Raw genomic sequence first — 23,301 nt, forward strand, 5'->3', positions numbered from 1 at the left:
TGTTTTATCAAAAACAGACCCATGTGGTACAAAAAACAGGCTCGACAATGGGTTTTTATTCAGCAGAAATAAAGTGTAAAATTTTCCGACAACTTAACAAGCGAATGTAAAGCTCTCGATTAATTCGTCTGCATCCGTTTAGGCTTATATACCCAACATCTTCCTGGCAAAAATAAATTTTAGTTTCTGAAGCGGATGACGATTACCCCGCCATAAATAGCCTTTTTTCAACTTATTGAGACGCGCATCATAACAGGTGTAATGCGGAATGGACTTTAACTCCTTGGGATGCAACAGCGCCATTATTGTCTGGGTAATAACCATGCCGGTCGCCAGTTTACAACCACTGGCAATACTAGGCGCTTTTCGTTGACTCAGATCAACAGAAGTCGGATCAACATATTTGAGATGAAAGCCTGCAGGCGCACAGCCTAGTGACATTTTTAATACTTGCTGTTCCAAAGGTGCGGCATAGTCCAGATCAAAATAGTCATCAAAACTCATCCCGTCTGATGTATAAACAAGCATACCCACCCCATACCCCAAGGGAACACCAAAAATGACCGGTATACTTTTCGCCATGCAGGCATTCACTAAAATGCGGTGAGCATTGATTTCAAAAAACTCGATAGCATCAACCACCACATCCACACCTTCCAGAAATTCATCAATATTGGTGCTGTCTATACCACTTCCAAAGGTTTGTATTTTTGCCTCCGGGTTGATATCCAAAGCCAACTTATGCATTACCTCCATTTTGGGGAGATCTATCGTAGACATTGTGGCGCCATATTGCCGGTTAAAGTTCGCCATTTCAAAATTATCAAAATCAGATATTTTAAAATTGCCCACACCAATGCGGGCGAGGGTGATCAAATAATCCCCCCCGACTCCACCCATTCCGGCAATTGCTACAGTCGAGTGCTTTAAACCAATCTGCTGCTCAGCACTGGTGATGCCATGATTTCTGGAAAACGCTAAGTCATAATCGAATAGAGGCATAAATGGTTCCTTATTAGTTATTTTTAATCTTTTACATTTTTTATCAGATTCCGGATAGTTAAAATCTGCTAAATTTATTTAATACCCCCGCGCTATGAAACATAAGGTAATTGATATGCAGAAAAACTCTCTCGCGCTTAGTCTAGCAAGATTTGTCACTCACTTTCCCTGGCTGGTTTGTTTTTTAACTTTGTTTATTGTGAGCGCATTAACTGCGGGAGTCGCAAAACTTGACTTCAAAACTGATTACCGAGTCTTTTTCGGCCCTGAGAATCCACAGTTAATTGCCTTTAACGCCATTCAAAACACTTACAACAAAAGCGACAACGTTATGTTTGTCATAGAGCCAGAAAATGGCGATATTTTTACCCCGGAAGGCCTTCAAATCATTGCTGACTTGACCCAAAAAGCATGGCAAATCCCTTATACTAGCCGTGTCGACTCTATTACGAACTTTCAAAACACGCTCTCAATCGAAGATGATTTAGTTGTTTCCGATTTAGTTGCAAAACCCGATCAACTGAACATCAGCGATATTGAAACCATCAAACAGATTGCACTTAACGAGCCGTTGCTAGCGAATCGGCTAATTTCACTAAAGGGTCATGTTTCAGGTATCAATGTCACTGTTCAATTACCTGACAACAATGCCCTTGCTGCGATGGAAGTAACCGAAAAAGCAAGAGAACTCGCGACTTCAATAACCAAGAAACATCCTGATATAAAAATTCACTTGACCGGCATTGTAATGATGAATAATGCTTTCATTGAAGCCGCCATGCACGACAATATGACACTGGCGCCTTTAATGTTTGGCGTCGTAATCCTGGTCTTATGGCTTTGTTTTAGGTCAATATCAGCAACTCTTGCTGTAGTTGTACTGATTTTACTTTCGATCGCACCAGCTTTAGGCTTATTCGGCTGGATGGACAATGCCCTGACGTTGGCCTCGGCGCCGGCACCTATCATCATACTGACGATGGCTGTGGCAGATTGTGTACATTTTTTAGCATCGATGCTGCATCACTTACGGAATGGACTTGATAAAAAAGCCGCTATACAAGACAGCTTAAGGATCAATTTTCAACCTATGTTTTTGACCAGCATAACTACAGCTATCGGTTTTCTTAGCTTAAATTTCAGTGATGCACCACCTTACCGTGATTTAGGCAATGTCGTTGCAATCGGCGTTGTTTGTGCCTTTATTTTGACAGTGACATTTTTGCCCGCTTTTATGACACTTTTACCCGTCCGTACAAAATTTACTCATGATCTAGGCCATTCCAATTTTAACAAACTGGCACAGTTCGTTATTCATCGCCGCAAGTTCCTTCTCGTTGCTAATGTTGTGATTGCAATTACATTTTCTGTATTTGCAGGTCAAAATGAACTGAATGATGAGCTTGTCAAATATTTTGACGAAACCATTGAATTCCGTAAAGCGACCGATTTTCTTAATCAAAATATGGGGGGGATTTACACCATTGAACTGGCTGTCAATTCGGGTGAAACAGGCGGCATTAATGAGCCTAAATTTTTAAATGAAATAGAATCGTTATCTAAATGGTTAAGAAACCAACCAGAAGTAGTTCATGTCAACACGCTGACGGACACCTTTAAACGCTTAAATAAAAATATGCACGGCGATGACAATAACTTTTACAAACTGCCTGAAGAGAGGAACTTGGCGGCCCAATACTTACTGACCTATGAAATGTCTCTGCCTTACGGACTTGACCTAAACGACCAAGTTAACCTGGACAAATCATCAACCAGAATAATCGCAACATTGCGCGAAATGAGCTCAATTGAAATGTTGGAATTAGAAGACCGAATCAGACAAAGTCTGACTACACATTATCAGGAGCTTGATGTTGCAATTGCCAGCCCCGGATTAATGTTTTCTCATATTGGCAAACGCAATATTATTAGCTTGATCGGGGGAGCGTTTTTAGCATTGACTGTCATTTCATTTATTTTGATAGCAGCATTTCGATCGGTCAAATTAGGTTTAATAAGCCTGATACCAAACTTGGCGCCTGCTGGAATCGCCTTTGGCGTATGGGGACTGATTAACGGTCAAATTAATTTAGGTCTCTCAATAGTCGCAGGCATGACTCTTGGTATTGTCGTTGATGATACCGTTCACTTCATCAGTAAATACGAACGGGCACGAAAAGAAGGTCAATTAAGCAGTGAAGACGCAGTCCGCCACGCATTTTCCACTGTAGGCAATGCCATGTGGATAACTTCAGCGGTTCTGGTCTGCGGTTTTATCGTGTTGAGCTTTTCTCATTTCAGTTTAAATGCGGGCATGGGACAGTTAACGGCCCTTACTATCACTATTGCTCTCCTTATGGATTTATTATTTTTACCACCGTTATTGATGTTTTTTTCCAAAAGAAAAGCGGATATGTATCTCACTGAAAAGTCTTAGTTCTACTTTGTCAGATTTCACGTCCACTCCTTAACGAAGGCCGTGATTCCGGCATGGATTGCCGGACTCCAATGAGCAAGGAGGATACGAGGCAAACCATACATAGCATTGAATACACACTTTATGCGGGGACTAGGGGCAAGTTTTGCAGTCACGCAAATTTTCAAATTAACGTTTTTGAATAATGGTCACCTTGAGTTTACTCATTTCCAAAAGTATTCGTTGATTCACTCCACTTGACGGAAATTTCTCGAGATCGCCCCCCATAAAACGATTAAAAATCGAATACTTACCGCAGTTTAAAACTGCCTAATACCGCAACAATTAAAATTTCAGCATTAAGGGAAACCGGCAGATTCTCCCGCCTCCGCCAACGCGGCAATCACGCCGACCGATAGACCGGTCGCTTGCGCAATGGTTTCATGGTCGAGACCTTGCTTTAATAAGTTACGGGCGATGGCGTGGGCCGCTTCTTCTTTTCCTTTTTCCAAACCTTTTTCCATGCCCTCTTCTCGCCCTTTTTCCAAACCCTTTTCCTCCGCCGAGGCGATTTTGCTCTCTACGTCCGCCAAGGCCTGCATGCGCGTTTCGTAGATCAGTCGCTCGTCTTCGTCGAACATCCGGTCTACCGCTGTGATCGCTTTGACGATGGCCGGGTCGCCGCGCAGTTGTTCCGGTACATCCAGCTTGTCGAGTTGATGGGCTTTAGTCAAAAAGGTACTCCAGCGATCCAATGCGGTCGTAATTTCCCGGTAAGGTTTAATGAACTTGCGCAGTTCGATGTAGTGCAGCTCGAATACGTCATGCAGTTTGTCGTCTTTGCCGGTAGCTGTGTTGATGATTTTGTAGCAATTGTGGAACTCTAGCGTATCCGGAATGAAATTGAAGTCCAGGATATTGATGCTGATTGTTTTTTTAAGTTCTCGGAACATCATGCCTTCGCTGAGCTGTTCGGTGACCAGTTTGGCCCAGTAATAAATCGCGCGCTTGTCGAAGTTGTAGTCTTCGCTGATTTGCATTTCCACATTAAACCAACGCCCTTGTTCGCTTTTCGCCTTGATGTCCAGGATCGAGATTTTTCCGGCTTGATAATCTGCCAGGTTGTAGGGGTTTTTCAGCTCGACTTCAGCCACCCGGTCCTCTTCGGAGACGATAGCATTGATCAATGAGATCAGCAGGTCTTTGTTTTCTTCGCTGCCGAACAGTTTTTTGAAGGCAAAATCGACTCGTGGGTTTATTCTGCACATGGCGTTGTTCCTGGTATTGCACTATGATTACGGCTTCGCTGATCAGGCCGGATAAGGGATAAGAAAAAAGTACAAAAAAGGGTCCGGTTAGATTATTAATTTAACCCGCCACCTTTTTCTTCATATTAGGCAATAAACTTTTCATAGTCGGCATGAGAACCGATCCAAATCCATTGGATTTCATCTGGGGGGTATCAATTCCGATGACACGGTAATTCTGACCCACTCGCGCAGACCATAATTCTTCAATACGTTTCAATCGAATAGATAAATGACGAGGGTTTTCCTTAAGCAATTCGTAATTTTTATCAGCAAGTTCTCGAATTTCGACAGGAAGTTTCCAGTACAACTCCCAGAAATCCGATGAGGTATAGTGCTTCAAAGTTCACAGGCCTTGCCTTGGGCAAATGCTTCTCGTGCTTTCGCAATAAGTTTGTTAAATTTCCCTGCCTGAAAGTCAGATTTGATTTGAGCGTCCCAACGATCATTTTCAAGTTGAAGGAACCAATCGCGAAATTGAGTAAATTCTTCTTTGGGTAAGTTGTAAACACGGGATTCAAGTTCTTCAACTTCGCTCATTTCAATAACTCCTTAAATTAAGAGACTATGTCTTTCTAAATGATATTTATCTTATCATTGTGACGACTCTATTTTCTTCAAATTTTTAAAACAGTCATTTTTTTTTGACTTGAAAATCGGTAAATTTCGACAGCCTAAATCCCCCCCCTTTTGCATTTAATGAAGCTGTCGCATCGACCGTTAAGCGTGTCACTCGGGCAATGGTTTCATGGTCAAGCCCTTGTCTCAGTAAATTTTGGGCGGTGGCTTGGGCAACCTCGCTCTGTGCTTTTTCTATTCCTTGCTTTCGTAGCTTTCGTCCTTTTTCTTCCGCTGAAGCGATTTTACTCCGAATGTCGGCTAGGGCCTCCATGCGCATCTGATAGATTATACGATCGTCTTCGTCGAACATCCGGTCTACCGCCGTGATCGCTTTGACGATGGCCGGGTCGCCGCGCATTTGTTCCGGTACATCCTGTTTGTCGAGTTGATGGGCTTTAGTCAAAAAGGTACTCCAGCGATCCAGCGCGGTCGTGATTTCCCGGTACGGTTTGATAAATTTGCGCAGTTCGATGTAATGCAGCTCGAACACGTCATGCAGTTTGTCGCCTTTGCCGATAGCGGTGTTGATGATTTTGTAGTAATTGTGAAAATCTAGCGTATCCGAAATGAAATTAATGAGAAGCTGTTTTGGAACACTTTTAACGAATATCCATATCTGCCACGCCAACCAACCGCCCTTCCTCAGCCGACTTGATAGCCGCCTGAATAACCCGGCAATTGCCTTTTGCGTCTGCAAAGGAAAGCAACGGCGGCTTGCCGTCCAGAATACGTTGGCTGACGCCTTCTATCTCAAGCCGGAAATGGTTATGAGCGGGAAGACGTTCTTCGGTTTGCAACCCTGATTCTGTCCAGTATGAAATGACCGGCACATCGCCCGGCAATTGCCAGACATTGTGGCATTTGATACCGCCTAAGGTGCCGATGATTTCGTATTCCGCGCGTCTTGCGCGCTCAAAACTAAAATCAAAATGGGCATAACGCCCTTCTCCATAATCAATTACGCCGCTCATTGCGGTGTCGGCTCCGCTTTGTACATAGTTGGCGAGGGCGGTAACGGCCACTGGATCGTTTTCAAACCACATTCTGACCGTATGAATGGCATAGCAACCGATATCCCACATGGCACCGCCGCCTTGATTGACATCCAGCGCCAGTCTGTACATTCGAGCCGGCTTCATCATAAATGAGAAACAGCTTCGCACCGTTTTGATTTCACCAATCAGTCCGGAATTGATTATTTCCCTGACCCGCGCATGCTGAGGGTGAAAACGGTACATAAAGCCTTCTGTGACAGTAACATTATGCTTTTTGGCCGCTGCTTCAATGGCATTAATATCAGCGACTGTTAAAGCCATGGGCTTTTCACATAAGACGTGCTTCCCCGCTTCTATTGCTTTTACTGCCCATTCTGCGTGCTCATGATTGGCAAGCGGCAGATAGACCGCTTGAACCTGATCATTGGCAAGCAAGGCGTCCAATTGATCGTGGCATGCTACATCGCGTTGACCGGGCGCATATTTAGCAAGCGTTTCGGCGGCAGCTCCCGGACGCCTGCTGGCAATCGCCACCAAGCGGCTATTAGACGCCTCAACAATAGCGGGCAAAAGACGTTCATTAACCCGGGCCGCACCTAATATTCCCCAATTCAACTTGGCTTTCTCATTCATGATTGACGGCTCCCTTCAGGCATCTGCGTTTTCTTCCCTGTTTTTTATCATGTCCAATACCGCTTGCGCGTGCCCTTCATGCGTAACGTTATACATCGCCTCGACAAGAATCCCATTCTTATCGATGATAAATGTGGAGCGAACGATTTTCCATTTTTTCACCCCTTCTTTTTCAACTTCTTGCCAGACACCGTATTTTTCGCAGATCTCGCCTGACTCATCAGCCAATAACTCAACGTTGAGATCGTATTTTTTGATGAATGCGCGATGGCTCTCACAAGAGTCTTTACTGACGCCGATGACAACAGTATCCAGCAGCGCAAAATCCGCCGCCATAGCCGTAAAGTCATTGGCTTCGATGGTGCATCCGGGGGTATCGTCTTTGGGGTAGAAATAAAGCACCACATTTTTTAATGACGCGTAGTCGTCTAATGACACCAGTTTATTATCTTGCTGCAAAGATCTGAAATAAGGTGCTGGTTGATTTTTTTCTAACATGTTTATCTCCTCAAGGATTGATACAATGCTTACTGTTACCTTCGACTATCCGCCCCGCTCAGGACACTCACTTTTCCCTCGTCTACTATTAATACATCACTGGCCAACTTATAAAAAACGCCATGCTCTACTACTCCGGGAATAGCGTTAAGCCTATCATTCAATTCTTTAGTTCCTGGCGAGTCTTGAAAACGCGTATCCAGAACCAAACTGCCATGCGAGGTAATGACGAGCCCGTCTTTTGAAGCCGTCTGCCGCAATTCGCTGTCGGCGCCTATTTGCCTTAAGCTCTCTTTTACCATCTGCCAGGCAAAAGGAATGACTTCAATCGGCACAGGAAATTTCTCGCCAATGGTTTCGACCTGCTTGCTCTGATCGACCAAAACCAAAAACCGCTTGCATGCTTTTGCCAACAGTTTTTCTTTGACTAAATCATAACCTCGGCCCTTTAACAAGGTTAAATCGGGAGTGACTTCGTCAGCACCATCCACATACAAATCAAGCTGACTCAATTGATCAAGTCCTACCAACTGCAAACCGTATTCCTGAGCTTTGATTAAACTCACCGTGGAGCTGGAAACAACTTTTATAGACCATTGTTTTTCTTTGACGCAAAGAGCCAAGGCCTCAATAAAGTAATTGGCTGTCGATCCGGTGCCCAAGCCAACAACCATCCCGTCTTTAACATACTCAACAGCCGCTTGTGCTACTTTTTGTTTATCGTTCATTTTACCTGCCTCAGTAAAAACGGCTTATTGGTTTTAATAACATGGTCATAAGACCCGCACGCTTGTATATAGTCCGCCGAACCGATCTTAAAAACACGCAGATAATCATTGCTTGTGATACCTATTTGCCTGTGCGGTTATTTTCAGTGCTTACTAAAAACCCAATATTACAGCGGCATGATAAAAAAATGCTAATGGTTTTAAACAGAGAGGCTTATCTTGTTGAATCATCGGCATTTAAACATTTTGTGAAGGGCTGGGTCTGCCTTTATAAACAGTTCAGCCCTCATGCAAGTTAAGGTATACTCAAAACTTGTTCAACACATGCCGTAATCATGATGGAAAAAAATAATATCAGCTTGCACCATGTCAGCCTGGTGGTCTCAAATACTGAAAAAGCCCTGCAGTTTTACTCAGAGGTACTGGGATTAAAATCAGTTGCACGCCCTGATCTTGGTTTTCCCGGCGCCTGGTTTCAATTGGGACCTCAGCAAATACACATTTTAGAACTTCCCAATCCTGATCCGGCAACCGGTAGGCCGGAGCATGGCGGACGCGATAGGCATGTAGCCTTTAATGTCGACGATCTGGATCTGGTCAAAGCCGAATTGGATCAAAAAAATATTATTTATACCTTGAGTAAATCAGGGCGCCGGGCATTATTCTTTAGAGACCTTGACGGCAATGCTTTGGAAATTATCGAGCGAAGCTGAGTTTATAGCTTTACATCCTTGCAACGTAAACATCAAATCTACCCGTTTATCGATCATCTATGGAAAAATTAATCACTAAAATCAGAGATATTCCGGACTTTCCAAAACCCGGCATTATTTTCAAAGACATTACCCCTCTGGTTAAAGATCCGACGAGCTTAAGATTGGCTGTGCATTTGCTGATGCAGCCTTTTTTGGAACGCCCGATTACTGCGGTAGCGGGCATGGAAGCCAGAGGCTTTATTTTCGGATCATTGGTGGCTTGGGAATTGGGCGTTAGTTTTATTCCATTGAGAAAGCCCGGTAAATTGCCTTACGACGTTCAAAGCGTTTCTTACGATTTGGAATACGGTTCGGCTTCGCTGGAAGCTCATATCGATGCATTTGAGCCAAATGACAGGGTTTTGCTGATTGATGATCTACTGGCAACCGGCGGCACGGCAAAAGCGAGCTGCGAATTGGTAGAAAAACTGGGCGCCACCGTTGAAGCATGCGCTTTTGTAGTAGAACTGGATTTTCTTAACGGACGAGAAAAACTAAAAAACTATGAAGTGTTTTCTTTGCTGCATTTTTAACTGTTCAGCGGAACAAAAAAACCAAGGTGATACACCGCGTAGGTTGGGTTAGGCGACAGCCGTAACCCAACAGATGGCTTTTTACGAAAGATGAATGCTTGGATTGTGGGTTGTGCTCTCCGAGCTAAACCACCTTACGCTGCATAATTAGCTGTATTTTTAGGCGCCTCGATTGCGGGAAAGTCAGCTTGTTTACACTGTCCCCAGCCCTAACGCTTGCTTATTTAGATTCTGCCGGCTTACCTTGCGAAAGAGCAGAATCACTAGAGCCGCTGATCACGGGTGTCAGCCCTGGCTGAGCGGATTCAACAGAAGACGATTTTTCCTTTCCTGCATTGGATTTGGCTTCGCCACCGGAAAGATCTTCATCCATAAAATCATCGTCTTCACCCAGCAGATCATCATCGGCAACCCCGGATGCGCCATCAGTCGCCATGAATTGGCGCCATTGTAAAAAAGATTCACGCGTAAACACGTAGGAATCAAGAGAGGCTTCATCGACAAATTTTAAAGCACCATCCGCATTGGCACGAGAGTTTATCACCGATAGCAGCTGAACCGGATAGCCGACATAGGTTGCAGGATTAGCCGCTGTGTCGAATACGGCGCCGGGAATTCCTCGAGTTGTTGATGGCCCCATCAACGGCAATACCAGATAGGCCCCCTGAGGTACACCCCACACCGCCAGCGTTTGTTCAAAATCCTCTTCGTTGTGCTCCAAACCGGCTGCCTTTGCAACATCAAACAGCCCACCGACACCTACCGTAGTATTGAGCAGAAACCGGCCTGTGTCCTGAGCACCTTGTTCAAACTTGGCCTGCAACAAATCGTTGATAACCGTGTTAATGCCTTTCAGATTATCGAAAAAATTAGTAATGCCTGTCTGGACTATCCCGGGCGTAATATATTTGTAGCCATCCGACACAGGCGCAGCAACATATTTATCGACCTGGCTGTTAAAGTCGTACATGGAACGATTGAAATCCTCGTAAGGATCAATTTGAGCCGAAGAATCAGCTTGACCTTCTGTTGGAGTGGAGGCACAACCCTGTATAAAAAGACTTGCTCCAACAAAAAGCAATGCAGCCAACTGAATAGCTGCTCGCTGATTTATGCCATGCCCAAACTTTTTCATCAAAAAACCTATTGTTTTGAATAATTATCGATTTTTTCGTTTATCTTGGTTATTAACGGATCAAAACCTTCTCTCTTGAGAATGCTGGTGTACTCGGACCGTTTTAAAGCCAAATCACTGACGCCGTTTGCAATGATGTTGATTATCTTCCAGCTATTTCCCTTTTTTTTCAACATATAATCGAATTTTACATTTTTATCATTCGGAATAATTAACGTTGTGTGGATGATAACGCCGCCTCTAGCGGTTTCCTCTTCAGAATCAAATACGAACGATTCACCATCAAAATCTTTAAAATTATGCGCATAGGATGAAATGCTTAATTTACTGAATACGTCGACTAATTGAGTCTGCTGTTCAGCCGTTAAGTTTTCCCACTCACGACCTACCACAATTCGGGCTATTTTGATCAGATCATGACTCACTTTTACCGGTTCAGCCAGTTTATTGAAACGGCCTTCATAGCCTAACTCTTTGCCCTGTTTCATCGTATCTATCAGAGCCATTTGAAAAGATTCGACAATGACACGCGCACTTTCAGCTTCGGAGGCCATAAGCGGCCAGGACTGAAAGCTCAATAAACAAATTAATAACGCGGACGGTATTCGCTTATAAAATTGTTGCATTGAAATCTCCATTTGTTATTGCATGTAGACACATGCCTTAAACCATTTAACTTTAATTAACCCGTAAAACCGTAAGGACTTGCCGCTAAATAACTTCTGGAAACAGTGAGCCTTTTAGCAGGATTGGATACTCGCGTCCCTGCGAATACGACGGGGTTTGGAAACTACACAGCAGTATCAGGCGTTAGGCAGATCCTGCCAGTTAAGCTTAAACTTCTGTTCTAACGGGAATTCCTCCGATATTTGGCAATGATTTGTCGCCACCAACATAAACCGGGGCTTTTTCAGGAGCCATTTCACCCTCAGTTTTAGGCCCTCTGACAGAAGTCAACAAGGCTTTAATAGGGTGTTTCAACATATCTTCAACAGCCGTCGCTTCGTAGCCGCAATGGGCCATGCAATTAGCGCATTTTGGATTATTGACAGTGCCGTATTTTTCCCAAGGCGTTTCTTCAAGAAGGTCTTTGAAACTATCGGCATAGCCTTCATCAGACAACAAATAACAGGGCTTTTGCCAGCCAAATACGTTACGAGTAGGATTACCCCATGGCGTACAGTCGTAACTCTGATTCCCCGCCAAAAAATCCAGATAAAGCGAAGAGTGATTCAATTTCCATTTACGGTTTTTGCCAATCTTGAATATACCGCGAAACAGCTCTTTAACATCCTTGCCTTTGATAAACACATCCTGCCGGGGAGCCCGTTCGTAGCTGAAGCCGGGCGCAATAGTAATGCCTTCAACCCCTAATTCCATTGCATAATCAAGAAACTCAGCCACCTCAGGCGCATTCTCTCCCTGGAATAGCGTACAGTTAACAGTGACTCTGAAGCCTTTATCAAGCGCTAGCTTAATGGCTTCAACGGCTCTTTCAAAAACCCCATCCTGACATACAGAAGCATCATGTCTTTCCTGATTACCATCCAAATGGACGGAAAAAGTCAGATAAGGTGACGGCGTGTAATCACCAATGCGCTTTTTGAGAAGTAACGCGTTGGTGCAAAGATAGACAAATTTCTTTCTTGCAACGATCCCTTCCACAATTTTTGGCATATCCTTATGGAGCAAAGGCTCGCCGCCGGGTATAGAGACCATCGGGGCGCCGCACTCGTCAACGGCTTGTAAACATTCTTCAACCGTCAGGCGCTTGTCAAGAATATCATCCGGATAATCAATCTTTCCGCAGCCGGAACATGCCAAGTTGCATCGAAAAAGTGGCTCCAACATAAGAACCAAAGGATATTTTTTTACCCCTTTAATTTTTTGCTTTAATAAATAACTGCCTACTGCCAATTGTTGACGTAAAGGAACACCCACGAGAACACCCTCCATAATGCGGTAAAAATAAATCCGGATAAACTTCGCAAAAGTCACCCCAAAAAAAGCGGCCACACTCCAAAATGTTGCAAAACAACAACACCCTATCCATTGTATTTGCATGCAATAAACAAGGATTGAAAGGCTGCCAGAATTCTTCTAAAAAACAGCCTATCCATGTATTACGGGAGCTTAACCATTACCCAGTAGAATACTATCTTTTTTGGAAAGACTCCAGTTTTAGCACGAATTAATGCAGAATAAACAACAAAAATTCATATTTGTTGCCATTTCACCAAAATACAACGTTTTGTTAAAAATCACCCCACCTATACTAGGGCATAAGCGCTTAACCGCCCGAAAACACTCACTCTTGGCTAGAAAACAACATTACTTTGCAAAATACCAACAAAAAGTCTATCATTGTTTTAAAGAAGCGTTTTAACCCGGCCCAAACACAGATTAATAATGAGCGAAAACTCTCCATCTTCAGATACCAAAATTATGCTTGATCATCTATCCGATGATGATTTTCAAGCTTATTTGCTGCAAGATGTATCACGCACATTTGCATTGACAATCCCTGAACTGCCAAATGGTTTAAAGGAAGCCGTGGCTAATGCTTATCTTCTGTGCCGCATAGTCGATACCATTGAAGATGAGGTTTCGCTTTCACCCGCCCAAAAAGAATATTTTTGTACCGGATTCATTTCTGTCACAAAAACAGGCCGGCAAGCAGAAGCATTTGCTCAAGAATTAGGCCCACTGTTATCCAGCCAGACTATTCCCGCCGAACATCTGCTTATTCAACAAATTCCCCGCGTGATTGCCATTACTCACGGCTTCAGCCGCTATCAGATTGATGCATTGGCAAACTGCGTTGAAACCATGGCTAAAGGCATGCCGGTTTTTCAGGCGCAAAACCTTAAAATGGGACTAAGCACCCTGGCAGACATGGACACTTATTGTTACTACGTAGCCGGGTGCGTTGGCGAAATGCTGGCCAAACTGTTCTGCCACTACTCGCCGGAAATAGCCGCTCATGAGACGGAACTGCTAAAACTGTCCGTGTCATTTGGGCAGGGCTTGCAAATGACCAATATCTTGAAAGATATTTGGGATGATGCGTCCCGCGATGTGTGTTGGCTACCACAGGATATTTTTACCGAAACGGGTTATCAACTGTCGGACCTAACGACCACAACCAATGACAAAAATTTCCAACTCGGCTTGGAACGGTTGATCGGCATTGCCCAAGGCCATTTACAAAATGCGCTGAATTTTACCTTGTTGATTCCAAGCCATGAAACGGGCATCCGTAACTTTTGCTTACTGGCTTTAGGCATGGCAGTGCTTACTTTAAGAAAAATCAAGCAACATCCTGATTTCACCAATTCCAGCCAAGTCAAAATTACCCGGAACAGCGTCAAGGCGACAATTTTCACTACCCGCCTTGCTGTTCGCAGCAACACCTTTTTATCGTTGTTATTTAACGTTTCAAGCCGGCCCCTGAAAACGCCCGGCTGGACTTATTCTCCGCAATCCCTGAAAGCTAAGTCAGCACTTTAAGGAAGTATTATGTTTACCGACGCACATACAGAGATTAATACCTATGATCTGCCAAGCACCGCCACGGCTATTACCGGCCGTCCTAATGATCTCAATAGAGCCATAAGCAAAGCGGAAAGCTATTTACTTAACCTGCAGCAGCCCGATGGTCATTGGGTCTTCGAGTTGGAAGCCGACTGCACGATCCCATCAGAATTCATCCTGTTTATGAATTATCTGGGTGAAATAGATGAGCCTCTGCAAGCCAAGGTTGCCAATTACTTAAGATCCAAACAATCCGAAGACGGCAGCTATCCTCTGTTTACAGGTGGCCCCGGCGATATCAGTTGCAGCGTCAAAACCTATTACGCTTTAAAGCTGGCTGGCGACTCACCCGAAGCACCGCATATGGTCAGGTTGAAAAACTATATTCTCAGCCAAGGAGGCGCTGCGCGAGCTAATGTTTTTACCCGGATTGCGCTGGCCATGTTCGGGCAAATCCCTTGGCGCGGCGTGCCTTACATTCCGGTTGAAATCATGTTACTGCCTAAATGGTTCCCCTTCCACTTAGACAAGGTCTCCTACTGGTCCAGAACCGTAATGGTTCCTTTGTTCATTCTTTGCACGCTAAAAGCGACAGCCCTAAATCCAAAGAAAATCGATGTATTGGAGCTGTTCGTTGTCCACCCTGACCTGGAAAAACATTATTTTCCGGAAAGAACGCTACTGAACAAGATTTTTCTAGGACTCGACAAATTTGGCCGGATAACAAATCCTTTTATACCCAAACGTGTCCGGAACAAAGCAATAGCCAAAGCAAAAGATTGGTTTGTTCAACGATTGAATGGTGAAGATGGCTTAGGCGCGATTTATCCTGCAATGGCGGCTGCTTATCAGGCCATGCTTTTGCTTGGCATGCCAAAAGAACATGAATTACTGGTCACTGCAAGGAAAGCCATCGACAAATTGATGGTCATCAAAGAGGACTATGCCTACTGTCAGCCTTGCTTATCACCCGTATGGGATACGGGCCTGGTAGCACTCGCCCTGCAAGAAACCGACAAGATCAAAAACAAGGAAACATTGACACGCGCCTATGATTGGTTAAAAAGCAAACAGCTTAAAGACGAACCCGGCGACTGGCGGATCACCCAACCCAACCTGGAAGGCGGCGGATGGGCTTTTCAATATGCCAACCCGCATTACCCTGATGTTGACGATACCGGTCTAGTGGGTTTCGCAATGGCCGACTCCAACCTTCCTGATCTGGATGAATCCATTCATAGAGCGACACGCTGGATTGTAGGAATGCAGTCTAAAAATGGCGGTTATGGGGCTTTTGATGTCGATAATAATTACGAATATCTGAACGAAATCCCATTTGCCGATCACGGTGCATTACTGGACCCGCCCACCGTGGACGTAAGTGCACGCTGCGCCATGTTAATGGCCAAAGTATGCAAAGATCATGACGAATATCTGCCGGCCTTAGAGCGGACCATCAACTACATACGAAGCGAACAGGAAGCCGATGGTTCCTGGTTTGGCCGCTGGGGCACCAATTACATTTACGGTACATGGTCTGTATTGATAGGACTTGAACAAACCCGGGTGGAAAAATCAGACCCCATGTATACCCGAGCTGCACAATGGTTAAAGAGTGTTCAGCGGGAAGATGGGGGCTGGGGCGAAGACAACTTCAGTTACCACGATGATAAATTGAAAGGACAATATCGATTCAGCACCGCGTTTCAAACTGCCTGGGCCGTGATGGGTCTGATTGCAGCAGGTGAAGCCAAAAGCCAGGCCGTTAAAAACGGCGTTGATTTTTTACTGAGAACTCAACTGACTGACGGCAGCTGGAACGACAAATGCTATACAGCGCCTGGTTTTCCAAGAGTTTTCTATCTGAAATACCACGGTTACGACAAGTTCTTCCCGCTTTGGGCACTTGCCAAGTACCGCAATGCGGTCGGTCATCCGTGATCACGGGGATTGTCGTTGCCCTTCCTGAAGAACTCAGCACCCTGACCAGCCAAAAACTGGTTAAAGGGTGCTGTCATTCATTGAATGAAACGACACTCCTCTGTTTATCCGGTACCGGCCCGGAAAACGCCGCCCGAACTGCAAATCAATTAATCAGTAACGGTGCAAACCGTTTAGTGAGCTGGGGATGTGCCGCTGCATTACATAAAGCCTGTAAACCGGGCGATTTAATTCTTCCTGACCGTCTGGTATCGGATAACTCGCCGCCAATTTTCCTGAATTCGCCCTGGCTTGAAGAAACCAGGACTGTTTTACAAGCGATTAATTTGGATTGTGATCTCAGCGGCACCTTAGCGGAAAGCGCCCATATTGTCTCAACTGCACTGGAAAAAAAAGGGATAGCCGAACAGATGCAGGCAAAAGCACTGGACATGGAAAGCTATGCGATAGCACAGGTTGCAAACCAGTATGAATTGCCCTGCCTGGTCGTGCGAGCCATTGCCGACCCGGCTTCGATGGATCTTCCCAAAGCCATCAGCTTTGCAATTGATAAGCAAGGTGAAGTCGTATTGACAAGACTATTATGCTATTTAATGACTCACCCTAATGAAATTCCAAGCCTGATAAGACTGGGAAAGGATTTCAGCTCAGCTAGAAAAACCTTACAATTAGCGGCCAAAAAATTAAACACGTTCACGCTTTACGCGAACTAATCCCCTAGGCCTATTTACTTGCTATGTCAAAGTCCAAACACTCTTTTTTAGTTGGCTCACTCATCAAACTACTTTTGTGGTGGGAAAAAAAAGTCTTACAGTTTCCGTGGGTATTGTTGATAGTAACGACGCTGCTTAGCGCCGGAAGTCTATTCTACACGGCAGAAAATCTCGGCTTTTATACCAATACGGCAGACATGCTGTCACCTGATTTGCCCTTTCAGGTGAATCGTAAACGAGTGGAAAATGCTTTTCCAAAAGACGCATCAACCCTTTTACTGATCGTTGACGGACAAACGCCGGAGCAAACGTCACAGGTTGCTGAAAAACTGGCACTGCAACTCACGCAACAGGGCAATCTTTTTGATTCTGTCTATATCCCGACCGACAACCCCTTTTTTCGCCAGCAAGCACTCTTGTTTCTGGACATTGACGAACTGGAAGAACTCACCCAAAAGCTGACTGACGCTCAACCTTTCATTGGACATCTGTCTGAAAATTATAATCTGAAAGGTTTGTTTGAGATTATTCGACTCGCTCTGGAAGAGAAAAAAGAAACCCTACCTATGGATTTGGTGCCTTTACTCTCCGGAATCGAACACATCTTGCATCAAAGAATTGAACAGCAACCGCAACACTTATCCTGGCAAAATTTACTGGCCGGCAACAAACTCAATACTGAGTCCAGGCGCACCTTGGTTATCGCTAAACCAAAAATGGATTTCTCCGAGATTTTGCCTGCCGATAGCGCACTCACATCAGCACATGAGATTGCGGAGAAGCTGATGGCCGAATACCCGGCAGTCAACATTCGCATGACCGGCGAAACCGCTCTAGAACATGAAGAATTAGAAAGTGTTACCGATGGCGCCATATTTTCAGGCATTGCCTCTTTAATGCTGGTATGCACCGTGCTTTGGCTTGGCTTTCGTTCATTCAAGCTGTTGTTTATTACTTTCATTGCTCTGATCATGGGACTTGCCCTGACCGCAGGCTTTGCCACCTTGTCTGTAGGGCATCTGAATATTATTTCGGTGGCGTTTGCCGTACTCTATATTGGCCTAGGGGTCGATTATGCTACTCATATCAGCCTGCGCTACCGGGAATGCAGAGCCGAAGGCATGAGCAACGAGCTAGCCATCAGCGATAGCATCAACAACATCGGCTTTTCTTTATTTATATGCGCATTGACCACCGCTTTAGGCTTTCTTGCTTTTATCCCTACCGATTATGCCGGTGTATCAGAATTAGGCATTATTGCTAGCGGCGGCATGTTTATAGGTCTGGCTTTATCGCTCAGCATCGTACCCGCTCTTTTTAAAGTGATGCCGCTAAAGAATGTAAAGCCATTCAGCTCATCTCAGTTACCCCCTAATCTGGCACTTTTTCCATTCAAGCATGCCAAACCGATTCGCATAGTGACTCTGCTGACGGCTATAGCCTCCTGCTTTATTCTGACGGACCTTGAGTTCGACTCAAACCCAATTAATTTAAGAAACCCTGATAGCGAATCAGTAAAAGCCATTAGAGAATTACTTAAATCAAAAACGGACTCCCCTTTTTCATTAACAGGGCTCACCAACAACCTGGACGAGGCCCTGATTCTTGCCGGTAAACTTGAAAAACTGCCCTCAGTGCATGAAACCATTACCTTAAAAAGTTTTGTGGCCGAGGATCAAGATGACAAACTGGCCATGCTTGAAGAACTGGACATGATCCTGGGTGCACAGCTTAAACAATTTGATAATCCGTTGTCACCGAACGACCAAAAAGCAGCTTTGCTGGATTTTTCCGAGACCTTGAGAAAAGCCATCAATGCTGCAGATGCCACTGCGCCGTTGGCGGCCATGCAATCATTGCAGGACACCATCAAAAAATTTACCCATTTTGCTGATCAACAAACCGACACTAACCATGAATACACGGCTCTAGAGGAAAATCTGCTGAGCCTTCTGCCCTTCACCATGCAGAGATTGAGCACGAGCCTGACCGCTACGGATTATGGGCTGGAAGATTTACCGGAGTACATCACCGAACATTGGATCAGCGCCGATGGACTCTACAAAATTCTGATCACACCGGCTAAAGACCAAAACATAAGCCGCAACCTAAAAGAATTTGTCCGCGAAGTACAAACGGTAGATGACACGATCTCCGGCTTACCGGTCGCGGATCAGGCCTCTGGAAATGCCGTAGCTGAATCATTTATTGAAGCGTTTGGCGGCGCGCTTGTCGCTATCATTTTACTTATTTTGATCATTTCAAAAAGTATCAAGGAAACTATTTTAACCGTTAGCCCTCTGATACTTGCCGCTTTGTACACGGGAGCCACCAACGTTTTACTCGACAATCCTTTTAACTTTGCCAATGTGATTGCCCTGCCCTTATTGATGGGCATGGGAGTAGACAGCTCCATTCATGTAGTCCACAGACTTCATCACGGCTGGTCGGATCGCACTGATTTTTTGCAAAGCAGCACCGCCAGAGGTGTTTTATTTAGCGCATTAACCACCTTATGCAGCTTTTCCAGTCTCGCCTTTGTGCCCCACAAAGGAACAGCGAGCATGGGATTATTACTGGCAATCGGCATATTGTTCATGATCGTTTGCAGTTTAATCATCCTGCCTGCATTCACCAGTAAAAAAATTAATTAGAGGTCATCCATGTCTTTCAGCATAGCCGAGCTTTTAGCGCAACACAGCACCGATAAATTCGAGTTGCATGAAAAGCATCTTAACAACCAGATGGTCAGAGTCCTGAAAACCATTGGTTACGATCGTAATTATAAAAGAGCCAAGGGACAGTATCTGTACGATGAGCATGATAATGAATATCTCGATCTGCTCAGCGGCTTTGGCGTTTTTGCAATCGGGCGTAACCACCCCTCGGTGATAAGTGCTTTGCAAGAAACTTTAACATTGGAATTACCCAATCTTGTTCAGCTTGACGTTTCCATACTCAGCGGTTTGCTGGCCAAGGAACTTTTGACGACAACGCCGGATAATCTGGATAAGGTGTTTTTCTGTAATTCAGGAACGGAAGCGGTTGAAGCCGCCATCAAATTTGCCCGCTACACCACAAAGCGCAGCAAAATTGTTTATTGCGAACATGGCTATCACGGCCTGACCATGGGCGCTTTATCGTTAAATGGCGAACACATTTTCCGTGAAGGTTTCGGCCCTCTGCTGCCTGATTGTGTAGCCGTTCCTTTTAATGATTTGGCAGCCCTTGAAAAAGCGCTCAGCAATAAAGATGTCGCAGCATTTATAGTCGAACCCATTCAGGGTAAAGGCGTTAATTTACCGGATGATAGTTACCTGCCTGAAGTTGAGCGGCTTTGTAAAAAATACGGCACCTTGTTTGTAGCGGATGAAATACAAACCGGCATTGGCCGTACCGGAAAGTTTTGGGCTATCGAACATTGGAATGTCAAACCAGACATGATCTGCATGGCTAAAGCCCTATCCGGAGGTTTTGTGCCGGTAGGCGCCGTCGCTATGACACATCATATTATGGACAGTGTTTTTAACCGAATGGACAGGGCCGTCGTTCATGGTTCAACATTTTCCAAAAACAATATGGCCATGGCTGCGGGCTTAGCCAGTTTGGAAGTGATTAAAGCTGAAAACCTGGTTGAGAACAGCGCGAAAGTGGGAGAAGACATCATCCGCACATTAAATGCGATGTCCGGTAAATACGAATTTCTCAAAGAAGCGCGTGGAAAAGGCTCCATGATTGCGATTGAATTCAACGCACCCAAAAGCCTTTCCTTAAAAGCCGCGTGGGTCATGCTCGAAACGGCAAATAAAGGTTTGTTTTGTCAGATGATTACCATTCCTCTGTTTAAAGAACACAGAATATTGACCCAGGTGGCCGGGCACGGCATGAACGTTGTCAAACTGCTGCCGCCCCTGATACTGACTCAAAAAGACAGAGACCATATTATCCAATCCTTTGAAAAAACGATTGCCGATACTCATCAGGTACCCGGTTCAATTTGGGATTTAGGGAAAAATTTGGCCAGTCACGCGCTAAAAAACAAGAAAAACTAATTTCAGCTCAATCATTATGAAACGATTTTCAGCCTTACTATTTTTAATTTTCCTGACAGCTCAATCTTCAAGCACGCTAGCACACGCGGTCGTCATGGATTATTCGCTTAAAATTGCTCCGGTCCAAGCCAATCAACCGGCTCAAGTTACACTCAACTTCAATTCAAAAATTGAAGTTGGTTTATCCCAGGTTTTTCTGGTCAGCGAAGGTGACAAACATAAAACATTAGCTATTCACAAAGGCGATCAACAGGGTCAAATCGTGGTTGACATCCCCCCGTTGACGGCGGGTCAATATGCACTCAGGCTCAAAGTGCTGGCCGCAGACGGCCATCTGACCGAAGACGTGATTCACTTCACCGTTTCGCAATAGGATAAGAAAATGGAAGGCATTGCAGATTTTCTTGACTCCTTAATAGGCGGAGTCGATCTGATTTTTTATTCAATGTTGGTTGGTGGACTCCTTTGGGCAAATTTACTGCTGCGTCCCTGGCAAAAACCGCACGATTACAACCCGTTGATGTTGCAAAAAGTCATCGCCCTGATTTTTAAAGCGGCCTGTTTCCTGGCTTTTGCGCAATTATTCAAGGTCGTTCTTAAAATTTGGCTGATGACGGCCATCCTGGATCGCTGGCCCTTCCCCGAGATTGCCGATACCGTCCAGTTTCAAGGGGGACTGGTGCGTATGCTGCTGACGCTGTCAGTGGCTTATTATTGTCATTACTTTTTAAAACAAAATCCTTATTCGAAAAGTCATTGGCGAATAGCCGCTTATATCGCCATTCCAATGATCATTTCTGGTGCCTGGCTGGTCCACGGCGCCGGGCGATTTGAAAATCGATATCTGCTGATGTTTTTGACTGTTGCACACCAGGTTGCCGCTGCAGCATGGATAGGCGGGGTTTTTCAACTGGTTAATGTCTGGCTGTTACATCAACGTAAAGATATTCCCGCGCATTTATGGCCGCAATTTCTGAAAAGTTTTTCACCTTTCGGTATCGCGGGTGTCATTTTACTGCTGGGTACCGGCGTACCAATGGCTTTCCAGTACATCGATTCCATAAACGGCTTTATCGGCACCGGCTATGGCAACCTGTTGATGGTGAAAATAATCTTATTGGGCTTGGCTCTGGGCTTTGCTCTGTTGAACCGAAAAGCAATCAAACAATTTCAGCTGACCGGCAATAACTATGCGTTAAACCATCGTGTTCCTTACTACATTGAAGCCGAAACTTTCGTGCTGGTCACGTTGTTGTTCACGGCCGCCAGTCTCGCATCACAACCTCCCGCCTCTGACATTCCAAATTTAACGGCCAGCTGGCAGGACGTTGTCGGCACTTTTACGCCGCGCGTACCCAGAACACAATCACCGACTCATGAAGAATTACTGGCAGGGGAAGCAGGTAGAGTGGCAATAATAGGCCAGGTCCCTTCACCGGCTGCAACCGCCTGGTCAGACTATAATCACAACATATCGGGCATCTTCCTCACGGTAATGAGTTTTTTTGCGATGCTGTCTTATGCGAAACGCTTGCCGTCTGCATTTTCGCTGTTTGATGGCTGCCTAAAATATACCCGCTATTGGCCTTTTGGCTTTGTAGCGCTAGGGGTGTTTTTATTTTTCCGCAGCGATGCGGAAAGCTGGCCCTTGGGCCCTATTGGGTTTTGGGAAAGCACGTTTAACAATGGTGAAGTCCTGCAGCACAGAATTGCAACACTGCTGGTTTTTGTTTTAGGCATACTGGAACTCCAGGCCAGAAAATCGAAAAATGCGAATACCCATATGCCTTATTTCTTTCCCATTCTGGCCGCATTTGGCGGATTAATGCTGTTGACGCATTCTCATGTGGGCTTTCAACCTAAAAGTGCATTCCTGATTCAAGTGGGCCACACGATGATGGGCGTTATGTCCCTGATACTGGCTTGCGGCCGCTGGCTGGAGTTAAAACTGGATAAACCGGGCAAAGATATAGCCGGATTTGTCTCGGTCGCAGCCTTATTTTTAATAGGACTCATCCTGATGTTCTACCGCGAACCCCTCTATTAATATGATTTCATTAAAAAACTACCCGTTGCTTCAAGACATCGATTCTCCCGCCGATCTTCGGCGCCTGCCCAAGGAATTGCTCAAACCGCTGGCCGCAGAACTTCGTGAATTTCTGACGCACACGGTGAGTATTTCGGGCGGCCATTTCTCGGCGGGTCTGGGCACGGTGGAGCTGACGGTGGCGTTGCATTACGTGTTCGATACCCCGTCTGACCAGCTGGTCTGGGATGTGGGACATCAGGCTTATCCACATAAAATCCTGACCGGCCGTAAAGACCGCATGACGACGATCCGGACCCGGGACGGTATATGCGCCTTCCCTAATCGTGCCGAAAGTGAATACGATGCGTTCGGGGTCGGCCATTCCAGTACGTCAATCAGCGCGGCGTTG

Annotated in this window: 22 protein-coding genes; 11 read left to right on the forward strand and 11 right to left on the reverse strand. The window is 45.2% G+C overall.

Features of this window, described 5'->3' with window-relative positions; translation table 11 throughout:
* Positions 1–144: 144 nt before the first annotated feature.
* Complete coding sequence (locus Q7V32_RS19180; protein ID WP_304898587.1) at positions 145–1,002, reverse strand: ThiF family adenylyltransferase; 858 nt, start codon at positions 1,000–1,002, stop codon at positions 145–147.
* A 115-nt stretch (positions 1,003–1,117) separates the two neighbouring features.
* Between Q7V32_RS19180 and Q7V32_RS19185 the strand changes: the two genes are divergently transcribed.
* A complete protein-coding gene (locus Q7V32_RS19185; RefSeq protein WP_304898588.1) occupies positions 1,118–3,439 on the forward strand; it encodes an RND family transporter in 2,322 nt (773 codons plus the stop codon).
* A gap of 338 nt (positions 3,440–3,777) precedes the next feature.
* Here Q7V32_RS19185 and Q7V32_RS19190 read toward each other — a convergent pair whose 3' ends face one another.
* The 7 genes from Q7V32_RS19190 to rpiA form a co-directional block, all read right to left on the reverse strand.
* The gene (locus tag Q7V32_RS19190; RefSeq protein WP_304898589.1) at positions 3,778–4,686 is read right to left on the reverse strand and encodes an Rpn family recombination-promoting nuclease/putative transposase; all 909 of its coding nucleotides are present in this window, start codon (positions 4,684–4,686) and stop codon (positions 3,778–3,780) included.
* A gap of 100 nt (positions 4,687–4,786) precedes the next feature.
* Positions 4,787–5,068, reverse strand: coding sequence for a type II toxin-antitoxin system RelE/ParE family toxin (locus Q7V32_RS19195; RefSeq protein ID WP_304898590.1), 282 nt, complete (start codon positions 5,066–5,068; stop codon positions 4,787–4,789).
* Positions 5,065–5,265, reverse strand: coding sequence for a hypothetical protein (locus Q7V32_RS19200; protein ID WP_304898591.1), 201 nt, complete (start codon positions 5,263–5,265; stop codon positions 5,065–5,067). Before Q7V32_RS19200 ends, Q7V32_RS19195 begins: the two co-directional genes overlap by 4 nt.
* A gap of 94 nt (positions 5,266–5,359) precedes the next feature.
* A complete protein-coding gene (locus Q7V32_RS19205; RefSeq protein ID WP_304898592.1) occupies positions 5,360–5,974 on the reverse strand; it encodes an Rpn family recombination-promoting nuclease/putative transposase in 615 nt (204 codons plus the stop codon).
* Complete coding sequence (locus Q7V32_RS19210) at positions 5,946–6,974, reverse strand: Gfo/Idh/MocA family protein (RefSeq protein WP_304898593.1); 1,029 nt, start codon at positions 6,972–6,974, stop codon at positions 5,946–5,948. Before Q7V32_RS19210 ends, Q7V32_RS19205 begins: the two co-directional genes overlap by 29 nt.
* A 15-nt stretch (positions 6,975–6,989) precedes the next feature.
* Entirely contained in the window at positions 6,990–7,472 is a 483-nt protein-coding gene (locus Q7V32_RS19215) for a peroxiredoxin (protein ID WP_304898594.1), read from the reverse strand.
* A gap of 35 nt (positions 7,473–7,507) precedes the next feature.
* Complete coding sequence (gene rpiA / locus Q7V32_RS19220; protein WP_304898595.1) at positions 7,508–8,200, reverse strand: ribose-5-phosphate isomerase RpiA; 693 nt, start codon at positions 8,198–8,200, stop codon at positions 7,508–7,510.
* Positions 8,201–8,538: 338 nt separating this feature from the next.
* Here rpiA and Q7V32_RS19225 point away from each other — a divergent pair, with 338 nt between their 5' ends.
* Positions 8,539–8,913, forward strand: a complete 375-nt coding sequence (locus Q7V32_RS19225; RefSeq protein WP_159652634.1) for a VOC family protein — start codon at positions 8,539–8,541, stop codon at positions 8,911–8,913.
* 59 nt (positions 8,914–8,972) lie between these two features.
* Entirely contained in the window at positions 8,973–9,488 is a 516-nt protein-coding gene (locus Q7V32_RS19230; protein ID WP_304898596.1) for an adenine phosphoribosyltransferase, read from the forward strand.
* 220 nt (positions 9,489–9,708) lie between these two features.
* Here Q7V32_RS19230 and Q7V32_RS19235 read toward each other — a convergent pair whose 3' ends face one another.
* The 3 genes from Q7V32_RS19235 to hpnH form a co-directional block, all read right to left on the reverse strand.
* Positions 9,709–10,623 carry a VacJ family lipoprotein gene (locus Q7V32_RS19235; protein WP_304898597.1) on the reverse strand — a complete coding sequence of 305 codons (915 nt, stop codon included), beginning with the start codon at positions 10,621–10,623 and terminating at the stop codon, positions 9,709–9,711.
* Between the two features lie 8 nt (positions 10,624–10,631).
* A complete protein-coding gene (locus Q7V32_RS19240; RefSeq protein ID WP_304898608.1) occupies positions 10,632–11,177 on the reverse strand; it encodes an ABC transporter substrate-binding protein in 546 nt (181 codons plus the stop codon).
* 280 nt (positions 11,178–11,457) lie between these two features.
* Complete coding sequence (hpnH, locus tag Q7V32_RS19245) at positions 11,458–12,564, reverse strand: adenosyl-hopene transferase HpnH (RefSeq protein ID WP_304898609.1); 1,107 nt, start codon at positions 12,562–12,564, stop codon at positions 11,458–11,460.
* Between the two features lie 468 nt (positions 12,565–13,032).
* Between hpnH and Q7V32_RS19250 the strand changes: the two genes are divergently transcribed.
* The 8 genes from Q7V32_RS19250 to Q7V32_RS19285 form a co-directional block, all read left to right on the forward strand.
* Positions 13,033–14,133 (forward strand): phytoene/squalene synthase family protein, encoded by a 1,101-nt coding sequence (locus Q7V32_RS19250; protein WP_304898598.1) that lies wholly within the window; start codon positions 13,033–13,035, stop codon positions 14,131–14,133.
* A 9-nt stretch (positions 14,134–14,142) separates the two neighbouring features.
* A complete protein-coding gene (gene shc, locus Q7V32_RS19255; protein ID WP_304898599.1) occupies positions 14,143–16,098 on the forward strand; it encodes a squalene--hopene cyclase in 1,956 nt (651 codons plus the stop codon).
* A complete protein-coding gene (locus Q7V32_RS19260) occupies positions 16,095–16,811 on the forward strand; it encodes a phosphorylase (RefSeq protein WP_304898600.1) in 717 nt (238 codons plus the stop codon). Before shc ends, Q7V32_RS19260 begins: the two co-directional genes overlap by 4 nt.
* 23 nt (positions 16,812–16,834) lie before the next feature.
* Positions 16,835–19,465 (forward strand): MMPL family transporter, encoded by a 2,631-nt coding sequence (locus Q7V32_RS19265; protein ID WP_304898601.1) that lies wholly within the window; start codon positions 16,835–16,837, stop codon positions 19,463–19,465.
* Between the two features lie 9 nt (positions 19,466–19,474).
* Positions 19,475–20,863 carry an aspartate aminotransferase family protein gene (locus Q7V32_RS19270; RefSeq protein WP_304898602.1) on the forward strand — a complete coding sequence of 463 codons (1,389 nt, stop codon included), beginning with the start codon at positions 19,475–19,477 and terminating at the stop codon, positions 20,861–20,863.
* A gap of 16 nt (positions 20,864–20,879) precedes the next feature.
* Positions 20,880–21,236 (forward strand): copper resistance CopC family protein, encoded by a 357-nt coding sequence (locus Q7V32_RS19275; RefSeq protein ID WP_304898603.1) that lies wholly within the window; start codon positions 20,880–20,882, stop codon positions 21,234–21,236.
* A 9-nt stretch (positions 21,237–21,245) separates the two neighbouring features.
* A complete protein-coding gene (locus tag Q7V32_RS19280; protein WP_304898604.1) occupies positions 21,246–22,910 on the forward strand; it encodes a copper resistance D family protein in 1,665 nt (554 codons plus the stop codon).
* A 1-nt stretch (position 22,911) separates the two neighbouring features.
* Positions 22,912–23,301: 1-deoxy-D-xylulose-5-phosphate synthase N-terminal domain-containing protein (locus tag Q7V32_RS19285; RefSeq protein WP_304898605.1), on the forward strand; the 390-nt coding region annotated here is incomplete at its 3' end.

Source organism: Methylicorpusculum sp. (assembly GCF_030651835.1).
In the GTDB taxonomy this organism is placed as follows: domain Bacteria; phylum Pseudomonadota; class Gammaproteobacteria; order Methylococcales; family Methylomonadaceae; genus Methylicorpusculum.